Raw genomic sequence first — 14,975 nt, forward strand, 5'->3', positions numbered from 1 at the left:
TCAAGGCTAGGACATGAGGAAACGTCTGCTTATTGGTCTTCTTATTCTTGCAGGGATAGCAGTTACGACCATTATTCTACTTGATCGCTGGATTAGCTGGGATACTGCACCCTATATCTATGAAGATGTAGCGCAATTACCTGCCCGTGATGTTGGCATGGTACTTGGCACATCCAAATACTACACCTCTGGCGCCACTAACCTCTATTACACCAACCGAATCAATGGCGCGGCACAAGCCTATCACAGTGGAAAAGTAAAATATTTGCTACTCAGTGGTGATAATGGCGCTCATAATTACAATGAACCCATCAATATGCGTAAGGATTTAATTAAAGCGGGTGTTCCAGCCTCTAAGATTGTGATGGATTTTGCGGGGTTCCGTACTTTAGACTCGGTTGTCCGTACCAAAAAAGTGTTTGATACCGATAACTTCACGATCATCACGCAACGCTTCCACTGTGAGCGTGCCGTTTTTATCGCTAAACATAAAGGGATTGATGCACAGTGCTATGCGGTTCCAGCACCTGCTGGGATGTTCAAAGTTCGTGTCCGTGAAGTGTTCGCTCGTTTAGGCGCTCTCGCTGATGTGTATATTTTAAAACGTGAACCGAAGTTTTTAGGTGAGCAAGAGTCCATTCCTGCTCCGATAAAAATGCCAGATGGCATCAAAGGCTACCCAGCCGTATCACCAGATGAAGTCAGCAAATTAAATTAACTTATCCATTCACTTGGTTTAATTTCTCAGTTAACTTCCGCCATACCCATTCAAGCGGGCCTTGATTGAAAAATCGTAACCAATAATACGAAAACAAAATATTTGCCAACCAAACAGGCGGGATAAAAGCCAATAACTCAAAACGGGTAAATTGCGCAAAATACCCCAGATGGTAAAAAATAGTGGTGCAAATCAGCGTTTGTAAAATGTAGTTACTCAACGCCATTCGACCAATATTTTGTAACCATGAAATAACCACAGCATGCTGAATCTGCCCCCAAAAACCATATACCAAGGCAATATAACCCAGCGCCTGAAAAGGAATGACTAGCTCATTAATGATGTAGCCAATAATTGAGGTAGAAAAATAACTCCATCCAAACTGGCTCTGCCCATATAACGCAACCACTTGAATAAGCAGCGAAGGGACAATAAAAAACAGCGCCATACGGCGATAATGCATGGCACTAAATTGCCCTCGTAGCCAACCATTTCGGATTAATAATGCTCCAATAATCATCAATGCAATAAGCTGCCAACCATACTGAATAAATAGCATTTGAAGCATCGCTTGGATTTCTTTCATGCGATAAATAATGCCCTCAATACCACCCACTGTTTTTGCACTGTATTCGAAATATATTTGCTCATCTGAGGTCTGCCAAAAACCTTGAGGGTCAACTCCCCAACCTAAAATAAGCAGAATAAGTAAACCAATGAAATAAATGGATGCCGCTATTTTCAATAACGCCCTATCATCGTATTGATTCAATAAATACGTAGCCACCAGCCCCGTTAATGCATAAGCCAGTAGAATGTCACCATCCCAAAGACCAATGCCGTGAATCACCCCAAATAAGGCTAAAATAGACAAACGTTGATGGTTCCACCTTAAAGTTCGAGGCTGCAATAGCGCTAATGTGGCACCGAATAAAATCGAAAAAATAGCGAGGACTTTCCCTTGAAAAAACAGATTAAATACAATCCAAACAAAGGCTTCAGAAGGTGGTGTGCTGGCAGTGTAATAAGGGTTTAGATAGGCCGCTAATGGCAAAGCAAAACCAAAGATATTTAATAAAAAAATACCAAGAATTGCCATGCCACGAACGGTATCAAGCTGCTTGATACGGCTTGATGATGTAATGATTGCCATAGATTATAGATGGCGAACCGCACGTAAAAACTCTTGCCGTGTATTTTGGCTCGACTTAAACAACCCACCTAACGATGTTGTGGTGGTAGCACTGGTTGCATCACGGATGCCACGCGCTTTTACGCAGTAATGTACCGCATCAATGGAAACCGCCACATTCGTGGTTCCAAGTAATGTTTGCAATGCCACTAAAATTTGCTGTGTCAAACGCTCTTGAACTTGCGGACGTTGGGAGAAAAACTGCACTATACGGTTGATTTTCGATAACCCAATCACTTTATCTTTTGGGATATAAGCCACTATCGCTTTACCGTCAATAGTCACAAAGTGATGTTCACAGGTACTGGTTAGCGTGATATCACGAACCGTCACCATTTCATCCACTTTCATTTTATTTTCAATTAATGTGATTTTAGGAAAATTGGCGTAATCCAATCCTGAAAAGATCTCATCAACATACATTTTTGCAATACGACGAGGCGTGTCAGCGAGGCTATCGTCAGTTAGATCAAGGTTGAGCAGCTTCATGATCTCTGTCATGTGCCCTTCAATCAGTTGCTTACGCTCATCGCCTGATTTTGGCTGAATACGCAAAGGGGTCTCTAACCCTCTGGCTTCCAACGCAGCGTGAACTAATTCGGCCTCTTTACTGAGAGATGACATGTGATCCTCCACAAATGGTGTGACTATTTTTATAAAAATGCAGGTGTGCGCCGTACTCTAAAACAGCAGGTGCAGATAATCCAGTACAACCGTTACAACATGTGTGAAATATTTGCATTCGCATCAACAACATTATTCACTATGGTAAACCCATTACGGCAAATCACTATCATTTATAAAATATGATTAGCTAAATATTTATTAATAAATCGGTTTGCTTCCGCGACAGTAAACCAATAATCCCCCCACCACCAATGCGATAAATGCGATATACAGCGCAGGCTCTAATTTTCCTGTTAAAGCGGTGGAAATAAATGACAGTGTTGGCCCAACTAACTGCCCAATAGCGTAAAAGGTAGTCAGCAGCCCCGCCATAAAACGATTGTGATCAGGCGCCAACTCGCGGCCAAGTTGTAATGCTAATTGCACTGTACACATAAACCCTGTTCCGACCAATATTGCAGAGATAACCAGCCCTGAAATACTCGGGATCACTTCTGCAAGCAATATCCCCATCCCTTGTAGCCATAAGCTAATCGCTAACCGATTACGGGTTGTTGATAAATTTCGCAGCAACATCGCAAATAATATACCGACTACCGCAGATGCCCCAAAAACAGGCCAAACAAACTGAGCAAATAAGCTATCAGGAAAACGTTGTGCGGCCATTTGTGATAAAAAAGTAGCTGGCAAAATATAACCAAACCCAGCGAGCCCATAACACCAAACCAAGCGTTTGATTTCAGGGGTTAGGGTTAATTTTTTAATTTCCCCCGCAGGCCGTTGCCATTGCCCCGAGCGAGGTAAATAACGGCTGATGTACAAGCTCAAAATCAGCGCCAATACACCATAAATTACCCACGCTTCACTCGCCGTTAAATGCCATCGTTGGATCGCTACCGCTAACATACCGCTAACGAAAATTCCCGTTCCCGTTCCCGCAAATACCGCCACACTAAGAGCTGGTCGGTTAAGTCTCGCCAAGGTTTCATTGGCCCAAGCTGCGACCAACACTAACGCAATGCCACTTGCCCAGCCAATCACAAAACGGGCAATACTGTGTAATATCGGACCATTAAGCAATGCACTCAGTAACGTGATCACTACCGCCCCCCACACGCCCAACCACATACGCCTTTCTACATATGAACGTGCTCGCATCGCGTCAAAAGAGCCTAGCAAGTAACCAAGGTAGTTACATGCAGCCACAATACTGGCACTCGATAACGTTAATTGGTGTTCCTCAATCATTAGGGGGACTTGAGGCGTTAACGTAAATCGCCCTATTCCCATTACCACAATTAACGACAGAAAACCTGTAAAAGCAATATGAAAAGCAGCAGCACTGCGGCTTGGTGAGGTTACAATCGGCTTTATTGACACAATTCTCACTCGTTACGTTCTAGAAACATTGCACCTAGAATAGTTTACTTTTTTACTATTTAACATTAATACAACAAAAACCGTTTTATCATTTAGTGCATTTATTTGTTCTTTATATCCGTAATATCTGCTCAAAAGCTATCTGTAATCAATTTCTATTCATTCACCCAACTCATGATTTCTGCCATAATGTGCATTACGAACACATTTTAAGCCTCAAGGCATTTCACAATAATGAGGGCCATTATTTATGGATCAGTGTCATACTAACGATTTGATTTCTTTAGATCTTGCATTGGAAAAATTACTTTCTGAAACCCAAACTGTGGCAGGTACAGAAATCATTCCACTGACTTCATCAGCGCAACGGATTATTGCCACTGATCTTATTTCCCCTATCAATGTCCCTCCCTTTGATAATTCAGCAATGGATGGATATGGTTTGCGTTTTGCAGATTGGGATGGAAAAACGCCAATGCCTGTTGCGGGTAAATCATTTGCAGGCAACCCGATGGAAGGCGAACTAAAAGTTGGCTGTTGCGTGCGTATTATGACTGGTGCGCCTATTCCACAAGGTGTAGATACGGTTGTTATGCAAGAATCAACTGAACAAACAGATGGTGGCATCCTATTTACTCAACCAATTAAAAAAGGCAGTAACGTCCGTAAAGCCGGCGAAGATATAGCCCAAGGCAGTTCAGTGTTCCCTGCAGGAACCCTACTTACAACCGCCCAATTACCGTTGATTGCCTCACTTGGTATTGCGGATGTGACAGTTTATCGTCGCTTAAAAGTGGCTGTGTTCTCAACGGGGGATGAGCTACAAGCTGTGGGTCAACCACTTCATGATGGGCAAATCTATGATACCAACCGCTTTACTGTTCGCTTGATGTTAGAAAAGCTCAATTGTGAAGTCTTAGATTTAGGCGTGATCCCTGACTCCCCTGAAAAACTAAAACAAACCTTTATTGAAGCAGATCAACAAGCGGATTTAGTGATCAGCAGTGGCGGCGTTTCTGTTGGTGAAGCCGATTATACTAAACAAATCCTTGATGAATTGGGCACGATTGGTTTTTGGAAATTAGCCATCAAACCAGGAAAACCTTTTGCCTTTGGTAAACTGAGTCATTCTTGGTTCTGTGGCTTACCAGGAAACCCCGTTTCTGCTGCACTCACGTTCTATCAACTTGTTCAGCCATTGATTGCACGCTTAGCAGGAAATAGCCAATGGCAAGCCCCACTACGTTTCAAAGTACCCGTCACCACACCTTTGAAAAAAACGCCTGGTCGTCTGGATTTCCAACGCGGTATTTTAAGTACCAATGAGCAAGGGCAACTTCAAGTTGCCACAACAGGCCATCAAGGCTCACACGTATTTAGTTCCTTTAGCTTAGCCAACTGCTTTATCGTGCTAGAAAGAGAACGTGGTCGAGTAGAAGCAGGTGAAACCGTTGATGTTGAAATGTTTAACTACTTATTGAAAAGCGAATAATTACCGTGCAAGAACTTAGCGATAACGAAATGCTGCGTTATAACCGTCAGATAATTCTTCGCGGTTTTGATTTTGACGGGCAAGAAAAGCTCAAAGCAGGCAAAGTACTGGTCATTGGCTTAGGTGGGCTAGGTTGCGCGGCAACGCAATACCTTGCTGCGGCGGGTGTTGGTTATTTAACATTAGTTGATTTTGATACCGTATCGCTTTCTAACTTACAGCGACAAATTTTGCACCGTGATACCACAATTGGCGAACCCAAAGTCGATTCTGCAAAGTGGCAACTTTGTGCAATTAATCCACATATCCATATTGATACGGTTAATGCCAAACTTGAGGATGCGCAGCTTAGTGAATTAATCACTCGCCATGATGTGATTTTAGATTGCACCGATAACGTCGCTATTCGTGAACAACTTAACCGTTTATGTTTAGCGCAGAAAACACCGTTAGTCTCTGGCGCAGCCATTCGTATGGAAGGCCAACTGTCTGTTTTTACTTATGAAGATAATACCCCCTGTTACCGCTGTTTAAGCCGTTTGTTTGGGGAAAATAGCTTAACCTGTGTCGAGGCAGGGGTGATGTCTCCGCTAGTTGGGACTATAGGCACATTAGAGGCAATGGAAACCATTAAACTCCTCGCCAACTATGGCAAAGTGAATTCAGGCAAAGTCTTATTGTTTGATGCGATGGCGATGGATTTTCGCCAATTTAAACTGAGCAAAGACCCGCACTGTGAAGTCTGCAACTCAAACTAGCTAGTTATTTAATTAGGCGAAAATATTTTCGCCTAATTAATCTCTTTCCAAGTACAAAATTAAGATTATTCCGAAAAAACAAATTAATGGCCCTTTGAGCTTATACTATTCCTCTTTTGTGGTACCTGTACGTATAAATATCACCACGTTTTATTATTTTATAATGCTACTGAGAGTATGAATATGCAATTCCCTCCTTGCCCGAAATGTCAGTCTGAATACACCTATACTGATAATGATATGTATGTTTGCCCTGAATGTGCGCACGAATGGAATGACGCAGAACCCGTGGCAGAGATTGATGAACTGATTGTTAAAGATGCCAACGGCAATCTGTTAGCGGATGGCGACACAGTCACCGTAATCAAAGACCTGAAAGTTAAAGGCAGTTCTAACATGCTCAAAATCGGTACCCGTGTGAAGGGCATTCGCTTAGTCGAAGGTGACCACAATATCGATTGTAAAATTGATGGTTTTGGCCAAATGAAGCTGAAATCTGAGTTTGTGAAAAAGAACTAAGTTAAAGCTAATTCTGTTTTAAATACAAAAGCCCCAGTAACATACACGTTACTGGGGCTTTATGTTAGAGAAAAGCTTATTTAAAGAACAACGCCTTGACTTGTCAGGTACTCATCATAAGTACCTTTGAAATCAATCACTTTATCTTCTTTGATTTCTAAAATACGACTTGCTAATGAGCTGACAAACTCGCGGTCATGGGAAACAAACACCAACGTTCCTTGGTACATCTCCAGTGCTAAGTTCAATGACTCGATAGATTCCATATCTAAATGGTTGGTTGGTTCATCCATAATCAAAATGTTTGGTTGTTGCATCATCAACTTACCAAATAGCATACGGCCTTGCTCACCACCCGATAACACTTTCACTTTTTTCTTAATATCATCTTGTGAAAATAATAAACGGCCTAAGATACTACGCACCGCTTGCTCATCATCACCTTCGTTTTTCCACTGGCTCATCCAGTCAAAAACATTTAGATCAGTTTCGAAATCTTCTGCGTGGTCTTGTGCATAATAACCAATACGACTATTTTCTGACCATTTAACCATCCCACTTGTTGCTGGGTGCTCACCCATTAAGGTTTTTAAGAAAGTGGTTTTACCAATACCATTGGCTCCGATAACCGCCATTTTCTCACCCACTTCAAGCAGTAAATTAACGTTTTTGAAGAGTGGGCCTTGATCGTGACCATTCGCTACTGCCTCTAATTCAAGGGCATTACGGAACAGTTTTTTCTCTTGTTCAAAACGAATAAATGGGTTTTGACGACTAGACGCTTTAACCTCATCCAATTGAATTTTATCAATTTGACGTGCACGTGATGTCGCTTGCTTTGATTTAGATGCGTTAGCGCTAAAGCGGCTAACGAAAGATTGCAGTTCAGCAATTTGCGCTTTTTTCTTCGCATTATCAGACAGTAAGCGCTCACGCGCTTGTGTCGCTGCAATCATATATTCATCATAGTTACCCGTGAATAAACGCAACTCACCATAGTCTAAATCTGCCATGTGCGTACAAACTGTGTTGAGGAAGTGCCTATCATGGGAAATAATGATCATAGTACAGTTACGATCATTCAGGATTTGCTCTAACCAACGGATAGTATCAATATCCAAGTTGTTCGTAGGCTCATCGAGTAACAAAATATCTGGGTTAGAAAACAAGGCTTGTGCCAGCAATACACGTAGTTTCCAGCCTGGTGCAACTTCACTCATTGGGCCATAATGTTGCTCAACAGGAATGCCTACACCTAATAATAATTCACCCGCACGAGCTTCCGCACTGTAGCCATCCATTTCACCATATGCGACTTCCAAGTCAGCAACACGGTAGCCATCTTCTTCGCTCATTTCAGGTAGTGCGTAAATACGATCACGCTCTTGTTTCACATTCCACAGTTCAGTATGGCCCATAATGACCGTATCCAGAACCGTATATTCTTCGAATGCAAACTGGTCTTGGCGAAGCTTACCAATACGTTCATTCGGATCTGTTGTACTGACGTTACCCGCTGTTGGGGTTAAATCGCCACCTAAGATCTTCATAAACGTCGATTTACCCGCACCATTTGCGCCGATCAAACCGTAACGGTTGCCTGTACCAAATTTAACTGAAATGTTTTCAAACAGTGGCTTGCTGCCAAACTGCATAGTGATATTGTTGGTTGTTAACACTGCTATGCCTTAAATTAAACGGTGTAGAGTTACCTGTCTTAAAGAATGCGCATCATAGAAAAAGCCAACAACACTGCTTTAAACAGTAAAGAAAACAGCGATTTCTATGATATGTAATACGACGGATATAAATAGCGGCGCATTATGCCATAATCGAGCGCTTAGATCTTGTTCTGTTTTTGATAATTGTCATTCTGCAATCATTCTAATAAGGTACGCCGCCAATGATTGTTGCCCTGTGCATAATACGCCTTTCGGGCAAATAATCTGCTGTCGCATAATGCTGAGTGATTTGATTATCCCAAATCACCATATCATCTTTTTGCCATTGCCAACGCACCTGAAACTCTGGTTTATTAATATGTTGGAACAAAAAACCTAATGTTATTTCGCTCTCTTTGGGCGTTAACCCAATGATACGGGTAGTAAAGCCTTCATTAACAAACAACGCTTTTCGGCCTGAAATTGGGTGAGTTCTAACGACAGGGTGTGATACGGGTGGGCTATTTTCTTTGGCTTTCAACCATCTCGAATGAATTTCTTCTGAATGGCTAAAACGATACTCTGGGAATGACTTTGTAAAATCATGTACTGCCTGAAGACCCGCTAGCATATGTTTCCACCGAGCAGATAATGCACTATAAGCCACCACACCACTGGCCCATAATGTGTCACCTCCTAATTCTGGAATATGCTTTGCCGCTAATACCGCCCCCATTGGCGGTGTTTCAATAAATGTAACATCAGTGTGCCAATTGTCGTTATCGGGTGGGTTCTGTTCATCCGTATCAAGTACCATTATTTCTTTGCATTCAGGCGTATGAGGGTAAATGGGATGTGTGTGTAATAAACCAAACCGCTCAGCTAATTGTTTTTGCTGTTCAGGTTGTATAGGTTGGTTTCTAAAAAAAAGGACATGATATGCCTGCAACGCATAGTTCAGCGCTGTAAACTGTTTATCATCAATATGTTGAGATAAATCGATACCACTGATGAGAGCGCCTAATGCGGGTGAAACTCGCTTTATTTTAAAAGGATATTCCATATAATTCCTAATCACTTCAGTTTTAATGTAAAAATAAAAGTAATCTAAATTAGGCTTTTTAAAAATATCAAAAAAAATAAAGTTAATATAAAACAATATATTAGAAATATAATTATCTTAGTAATAGATTGCTAATTTATATGTAAAATAGGATATATCGGCCGTCTTCGGCCGACATGAGGTAAATTATAACTTAATGCCCATGGTGCGAGTAATTTCAGATAGACCTTCACGCTCATAAAAACGAATCGCATTATGGTTTTGTGCTAACACCGATAGCTCCAAGTGGCTAAACTGCTTGTTTTTCGCCCAATTTTTCATACCATCAAGTAATTGATGCCCTGTTTTCTCACCACGAGAATCTGGGGAAACAATCAAATCAAAAACGTAGGCAAAATCCCGTGGAACCATACAATTATAGGGAGCCGCAGATTGGTGCTCGGCAATACAAAACCCTTTAACTTCGCCTTCAAATTCCGCGACTAATAGATGAAACTTATCATCAACAATGGCATTTTCAATAAATTCTTGTGATTGTTCTGCAGGCTTCATACGCTCAGAGTCAAGTAAGGCCATTTCCGTAAACAAGGTTTGATAGAGGGATAAAACAGCATTTAAATCATCACGTGTAGCTTCTCTTATCATCATTTTCCCATTATTTTTACGCAGTTTAATCGTATGTTTTTACTGGTGGTGCAATATAAGATTCAAAACTATCAATTAACGCTGCTGGTGAATCGTTGACAATCGCCATATGACGATACTTTTCGTGTAAAAAACCTTCATCCGCCATTTTATTTGTCATATCAATTAATGGCTGCCAATAATTATTGATATTAAACAACGCACAAGGCTTGGTATGCAGGCCAATTTGACTCCATGTAAACACTTCCGCATATTCTTCTAACGTGCCATATCCACCTGGTAAAGCAACAAAAGCATCCGCCAGCTCAATCATTTTATTTTTTCGCTGATGCATTGTTTCAACTTTATACAGTTCTGTCAGGTTCTTATGTGAAATTTCACGCTCTTCGAGCAATGACGGTATAACACCTATTGCCTTTCCACCTAACGATAAAACAGTATCTGCGATTGTCCCCATGATACCGACACTGGCACCACCATATACTAATGCAATATCACGCTTGACCATCTCTTTAGCAAACTCAATGGCTTTTTGCTGGTAGATTTCATGTTTACCCATGCTAGAACCACAATATACTGCAATACTTTTAATTGTTCCCATTACGTCCTCGTTTTTCATTTTATTATGACTTTTTGGTAAAAAAAGGATTATACGGGAGCGTTAAAGAAGCTCAACCCAGATTATTTGCCATAATAAAACCCTATTAATCTCTTTTTATACCATTGCTATTTCACTAAACCAATATCGATTTCCCTATATCACATTTTATCCCCCATCAGCGAGTGCTATAAGGTAATAAACAAATATAAAGCAGTCTTATTTTATGCGATAATCCTGTGAAATTATTTTTCATTGTAATATTTTAATTTTTATTTAACACGAATCACTGTTATCGCGTGTTTACTGACTTAGTGACGTTTTTCTGAGGTTTTATTATTTATGTCTGCCGATACCAAAAAGAGCGCATTTCCACTATTACCAATAGGGTTATTATTGCTAGCAATGACCTCAATTCAAAGTGGCGCTTCTTTAGCTAAAACACTATTTCCTCTTATCGGCGCTCCAGGTGTAACAGGCTTACGCTTATTGCTGGCCACCATCATCTTGTTTGTTATTTTTAAACCTTGGCGCTTGAAGTTTAGAAGAAGCTCATTGGTTCCATTGTTAACGTATGGGCTATCTCTCGGAACAATGAATTACCTATTTTATCTATCACTTGAGCGCATCCCTCTTGGGATTGCTGTCGCACTGGAATTTACAGGCCCATTAGCGGTTGCGATGTTTTCTTCTCGCAGACCTATCGATTTTTTGTGGATTGGGCTGGTTATTGCTGGGTTACTCTTTTTGCTACCTATCGGTGATAACATTAATTCCATCGACCCACTCGGCGCTATTTATGCGCTAGGGGCTGGCGTATGTTGGGGAATTTACATTATATTTGGCCAACGTGCAGGTGCTGGTTACGGCGCAGCAACCGTGGCAGTTGGTTCCTTTATATCTGCTCTGATTTTCTTCCCTATCGGACTTATGCAGACAGGCTTTGAGGTGATGTTTGACCCAGCAATTTTACCCCTCGCTTTAGCCGTTGCCATCTTATCGACAGCATTTCCTTATACCCTTGAAATGATTGCCTTAACACGCCTACCAGCAAAAACGTTTGGCACATTAATGAGCCTAGAGCCATGCATGGGCGCATTCCTCGGTATTGTTTTCTTGCAAGAGCACCTGACATTAACCCAATGGCTGGCTCTGCTGTGTATTGTTTGTGCCTCTATCGGGTCAACATCCACAGCCTCACCGAAATCAAAAATTGAAGAAGTCTCATAAAAAACAAATAATATCTTGTTTTTTGAAGCATTAATTAGGTTAATAAACTTATTCATTCGGTTTATTAACCTGTTATCTTGCCATTAACATTTCATTTTCTTGTCATATTTATTTATTAAAATTGTTTTAAATTAATATAACCTTGACCTATCGCACTTATTGCAAAAAATAATAAATCCCTAGCAGCCACAATAAAATCAAGTAGAATAAAACATATCGAATCGGCCTATTAAATTAATCGTTTATTACACTATGACAAATTAAACTGATTACTTTATATTTATTAACAGATGAGGTTATCAACCAGTTTCAATATTTAAAAAGAGGATGAACCATGAGCACAGCTAAATTATTTAAAACATCTTCAACTGAACTTTTATATACACGTAACGACTTGGAAGATAGCGTAAAATTAGAAACCATTGGCATTTTAAATGTTATGGTTGTTCACTTTACGGATCTCTCTTTAATGACAAAACAAGCTCACTGGAATATGCGTGGTCGCAATTTCATTGCTGTCCATGAAATGTTAGATGGTTTTAGAACCACTTTAGTTGAACATTTAGACGAGTTTGCAGAGCGTGCTGTCCAATTAGGAGGGGTCGCGATTGGGACAACACAAGAAGTTAACCGCTTTACTTCATTAGAAGCTTACCCAATTAATATCCACAGCGTACAAGACCATTTAAAAGCGCTCGCAGACCGTTATGCTGTTGTCGCAAATGATATTCGTAAAGCTATTGATGAAGTCGAGGATGAAGATACTGCAGATATGTTTACCGCTGCATCTCGTGATATGGATAAATTCCTTTGGTTTTTAGAAGCAAATATTGAGTAATGTCATACCATAGAGTCAATTATAATTGACCTGAAGGCCACTTAATTGTGGCCTTTTACTGTTTATAACCTAATACATATTTAATGCTTTCTACTTTTTATTTATTACCTTAGGCATTTCAGGTTGTTCTATTGGGAAAACAGGTAAAGCATTTAATAAACGTTTACCATAATTTTTTGTCAGTAAGCGTTTATCATAGATAATAATTTCACCGTAACATTCATGACTACGGATTAAACGCCCTGCTTGCTGAATTAAATTAAATGAAGCACTTGGCAAGCTTTGCACCTCAAACGGATAGCGTTTTAACGATTTTAACCAATCCCCTTCAGTCACGATAACTGGATTGGTCACAGGTGGAAATGCAATTTTATGAATATGCACCTGTGTTAAATACTCACCTTTTAAATCAAGCCCTTCTGCGAAGGACTGTAAACCAACCAACGCACTTGCTTGCCCCTTGCTAATTCTTTCACAGTGAGTTTCAACCAAACGATAACGTGGCTGATCTCCTTGAACTAACAATTGCAAGCGCAAGTCTTTTACATGTTCAAGAAACCCTTCCATTGCCCTTTGGCTACTAAATAACACCAAAACACCACGGTGCTTACCTTGGGTGAATTGCTCACGAAAAAATGCTGCCATTTCAGAAAGATGTTGCGATTCAGTGGTTATTGTGGGCTCATATTCCATTTGAGGAATAATAATTTTCCCTTGCTCAACATGATTAAAAGGCGAAGACAACGTCACAAAGTGGTCATCATTTTTTTCCGATAACCCCGTTAATTCCATAAACCTTGAATAACTATTTAAGGAGCGAAGTGTTGCTGATGTAATGACAATATGAGGCACATTACGCCATAATAGATGTTGTAGTTGTTCACTCACTCGAATGCCCGCGCAATGCATAAAAATACGCGACTGATTCTTTTCATAGCGGCGACTTAACCATTTCGAAACTGGCGCGCCTGAACTTTGTTCAAGCGCGGCTAATCGCCAAAGTTTTGCCATATTCTCAAAATAGCCCATCGCTCTACTCGTTGTTAATATAGAACGGTGTAAACGTACAATGTCTTGTTTTGCAGTTTGCTCCGTCAAATCATTCAATATTGATTCCGCTAAACCTTTTAATGCATCTGTTTGTTTAAAAAGGTCTTGGCAACACTGTTGCATTGCCTCAGGCAATACACCTAGCGGGAAAAGATACTCACTTTCTTTTGAGGTTTCAGGCAATACTGCATTTGCTAATAAAGAAAAATCACGAAATGCCTCACGCAGCTTTTCAGCATGCTGTTGTAACTTGTCTGGGTTGGCCAATTTAGGGGGCTTCACTGGCCGAAACTGCGCTAAATATTGCCCCACATGACTCATAAAATTATCCACTTGCGCATTCAATTGCACTAATGTGATTTCACCTTCAACCTCTAAAGCATCCCGTGCTACATCGGGTACATGGTGCCCCTCATCCAAAACTAATAGTAATTTTTTAGGATCAGGTAACACCGATTCGCTTTCCATCGCCGCCATCACTAGAGCATGATTAGCCACGACGACATCAGCATCTTCAATTTCACGCCTTGCAATAAAAAATGGGCATCGTTGATAGAACTGGCAATTACGACCTAAGCAATTCATTTTGTCCGTGCTAACTTTACGCCACAAGCTGTCTGGAAAAGCCCGTTTGTGGTGATCCCGTAAACCGTCCCATATAAAGGAATTGAAGTCATTACGTAATTGCTGACAAATTGCCCGCTCTTCGCTATTGGCTATCTCCGTTTTATCTTCCACCAGTAACATTAAATCAATTTGTTCGCCTTCTGCGGCACAAATAGCCTCTAAATTTCTCGGGCAAACATAACGTGCACGCCCAAATGCACCCGTAAATTTTAAATCTGGGATAATTTTGCTCAGTAACGGCAAATCTTTACTAAAAATTTGATCCTGCAATGCCACATTCGCTGTACTAACAACGAGCGTTTTCCCTTCTTCCCTACCCACTGCAATACCTGGAATTAAATAAGAAAGCGTTTTTCCTACCCCAGTGGGCGCTTCGATAACTAAATGACGTCCACCGTCATCCGCTAAGTTTTTAGCGACTTCCGCTATCATTTGGCGCTGCGGCGCTCGGGAAACAAACCCATCAATTTGTGATGACAACCCTTTATACCACTGGGTTATTTGCTCTTTAATTTTGTTTGATAGGGACATAAATTACGTTGATGACCAAATGTGAGATGTAAGGTAACGAAAACCA

Annotated in this window: 14 protein-coding genes; 6 read left to right on the forward strand and 8 right to left on the reverse strand. The window is 40.7% G+C overall.

Features of this window, described 5'->3' with window-relative positions:
- Nucleotides 1–13 precede the first annotated feature (13 nt).
- On the forward strand, nt 14–718 hold the full coding sequence (sanA, locus tag PR808_RS04665) for an outer membrane permeability protein SanA (protein ID WP_206085373.1): 705 nt from the start codon (nt 14–16) through the stop codon (nt 716–718).
- Nucleotide 719: 1 nt separating this feature from the next.
- Here the strand turns inward: sanA and yeiB are convergent, their stop codons facing one another.
- The 3 genes from yeiB to PR808_RS04680 all read right to left on the reverse strand — a co-directional run bounded on the left by yeiB (nt 720) and on the right by PR808_RS04680 (nt 3,917).
- Nucleotides 720–1,871 carry a DUF418 domain-containing protein YeiB gene (gene yeiB, locus PR808_RS04670; RefSeq protein ID WP_206085372.1) on the reverse strand — a complete coding sequence of 384 codons (1,152 nt, stop codon included), beginning with the start codon at nt 1,869–1,871 and terminating at the stop codon, nt 720–722.
- Nucleotides 1,872–1,874: 3 nt separating this feature from the next.
- Complete coding sequence (gene folE, locus PR808_RS04675; protein WP_206085371.1) at nt 1,875–2,534, reverse strand: GTP cyclohydrolase I FolE; 660 nt, start codon at nt 2,532–2,534, stop codon at nt 1,875–1,877.
- Between the two features lie 201 nt (nt 2,535–2,735).
- Nucleotides 2,736–3,917: a YbfB/YjiJ family MFS transporter gene (locus tag PR808_RS04680; RefSeq protein ID WP_272516337.1), complete on the reverse strand. Its 1,182-nt coding sequence runs from the start codon at nt 3,915–3,917 to the stop codon at nt 2,736–2,738.
- Nucleotides 3,918–4,167: 250 nt separating this feature from the next.
- Between PR808_RS04680 and moeA the strand changes: the two genes are divergently transcribed.
- The 3 genes from moeA (at nt 4,168) to PR808_RS04695 (ending at nt 6,686) form a co-directional block, all read left to right on the forward strand.
- Nucleotides 4,168–5,409 (forward strand): molybdopterin molybdotransferase MoeA, encoded by a 1,242-nt coding sequence (gene moeA, locus PR808_RS04685; protein ID WP_272538813.1) that lies wholly within the window; start codon nt 4,168–4,170, stop codon nt 5,407–5,409.
- 5 nt (nt 5,410–5,414) lie between these two features.
- Nucleotides 5,415–6,167 carry a molybdopterin-synthase adenylyltransferase MoeB gene (gene moeB / locus PR808_RS04690; RefSeq protein ID WP_272538814.1) on the forward strand — a complete coding sequence of 251 codons (753 nt, stop codon included), beginning with the start codon at nt 5,415–5,417 and terminating at the stop codon, nt 6,165–6,167.
- 183 nt (nt 6,168–6,350) lie between these two features.
- Entirely contained in the window at nt 6,351–6,686 is a 336-nt protein-coding gene (locus PR808_RS04695) for a zinc ribbon domain-containing protein YjdM (protein WP_206085368.1), read from the forward strand.
- Between the two features lie 80 nt (nt 6,687–6,766).
- Here the strand turns inward: PR808_RS04695 and PR808_RS04700 are convergent, their stop codons facing one another.
- The 4 genes from PR808_RS04700 to PR808_RS04715 all read right to left on the reverse strand — a co-directional run bounded on the left by PR808_RS04700 (nt 6,767) and on the right by PR808_RS04715 (nt 10,656).
- Entirely contained in the window at nt 6,767–8,365 is a 1,599-nt protein-coding gene (locus PR808_RS04700) for an ABC-F family ATPase (RefSeq protein ID WP_272538815.1), read from the reverse strand.
- 205 nt (nt 8,366–8,570) lie between these two features.
- Entirely contained in the window at nt 8,571–9,410 is an 840-nt protein-coding gene (tauD, locus tag PR808_RS04705) for a taurine dioxygenase (protein WP_206085366.1), read from the reverse strand.
- A gap of 186 nt (nt 9,411–9,596) precedes the next feature.
- Complete coding sequence (locus PR808_RS04710; RefSeq protein ID WP_206085365.1) at nt 9,597–10,055, reverse strand: GNAT family N-acetyltransferase; 459 nt, start codon at nt 10,053–10,055, stop codon at nt 9,597–9,599.
- 25 nt (nt 10,056–10,080) lie between these two features.
- Nucleotides 10,081–10,656, reverse strand: a complete 576-nt coding sequence (locus PR808_RS04715) for a TIGR00730 family Rossman fold protein (protein ID WP_206085364.1) — start codon at nt 10,654–10,656, stop codon at nt 10,081–10,083.
- Nucleotides 10,657–10,995: 339 nt separating this feature from the next.
- Here PR808_RS04715 and rhtA point away from each other — a divergent pair, with 339 nt between their 5' ends.
- Nucleotides 10,996–11,883, forward strand: coding sequence for a threonine/homoserine exporter RhtA (gene rhtA / locus PR808_RS04720; protein WP_206085363.1), 888 nt, complete (start codon nt 10,996–10,998; stop codon nt 11,881–11,883).
- 334 nt (nt 11,884–12,217) lie between these two features.
- A complete protein-coding gene (dps, locus tag PR808_RS04725; protein ID WP_206085362.1) occupies nt 12,218–12,721 on the forward strand; it encodes a DNA starvation/stationary phase protection protein Dps in 504 nt (167 codons plus the stop codon).
- A gap of 90 nt (nt 12,722–12,811) precedes the next feature.
- Here the strand turns inward: dps and dinG are convergent, their stop codons facing one another.
- Nucleotides 12,812–14,929: an ATP-dependent DNA helicase DinG gene (dinG, locus tag PR808_RS04730; RefSeq protein ID WP_272538816.1), complete on the reverse strand. Its 2,118-nt coding sequence runs from the start codon at nt 14,927–14,929 to the stop codon at nt 12,812–12,814.
- Between the last annotated feature and the right edge of the window lie 46 nt (nt 14,930–14,975).

The organism is Providencia sp. PROV197, assembly GCF_028479625.1.
Taxonomy (GTDB): domain Bacteria; phylum Pseudomonadota; class Gammaproteobacteria; order Enterobacterales; family Enterobacteriaceae; genus Providencia; species Providencia vermicola.

What these genes read in the sequence shown, in the direction of transcription:
- sanA (WP_206085373.1), top strand. Translation starts at nt 14, where the DNA reads ATGAGGAAACGTCTGCTTATTGGTCTTCTTATTCTTGCAGGGATAGCA.
- yeiB (WP_206085372.1), bottom strand. Translation starts at nt 1,871, where the DNA reads ATGGCAATCATTACATCATCAAGCCGTATCAAGCAGCTTGATACCGTT.
- folE (WP_206085371.1), bottom strand. Translation starts at nt 2,534, where the DNA reads ATGTCATCTCTCAGTAAAGAGGCCGAATTAGTTCACGCTGCGTTGGAA.
- moeA (WP_272538813.1), top strand. Translation starts at nt 4,168, where the DNA reads ATGGATCAGTGTCATACTAACGATTTGATTTCTTTAGATCTTGCATTG.
- PR808_RS04695 (WP_206085368.1), top strand. Translation starts at nt 6,351, where the DNA reads ATGCAATTCCCTCCTTGCCCGAAATGTCAGTCTGAATACACCTATACT.
- tauD (WP_206085366.1), bottom strand. Translation starts at nt 9,410, where the DNA reads ATGGAATATCCTTTTAAAATAAAGCGAGTTTCACCCGCATTAGGCGCT.
- PR808_RS04710 (WP_206085365.1), bottom strand. Translation starts at nt 10,055, where the DNA reads ATGATAAGAGAAGCTACACGTGATGATTTAAATGCTGTTTTATCCCTC.
- PR808_RS04715 (WP_206085364.1), bottom strand. Translation starts at nt 10,656, where the DNA reads ATGGGAACAATTAAAAGTATTGCAGTATATTGTGGTTCTAGCATGGGT.
- rhtA (WP_206085363.1), top strand. Translation starts at nt 10,996, where the DNA reads ATGTCTGCCGATACCAAAAAGAGCGCATTTCCACTATTACCAATAGGG.
- dps (WP_206085362.1), top strand. Translation starts at nt 12,218, where the DNA reads ATGAGCACAGCTAAATTATTTAAAACATCTTCAACTGAACTTTTATAT.
- dinG (WP_272538816.1), bottom strand. Translation starts at nt 14,929, where the DNA reads ATGTCCCTATCAAACAAAATTAAAGAGCAAATAACCCAGTGGTATAAA.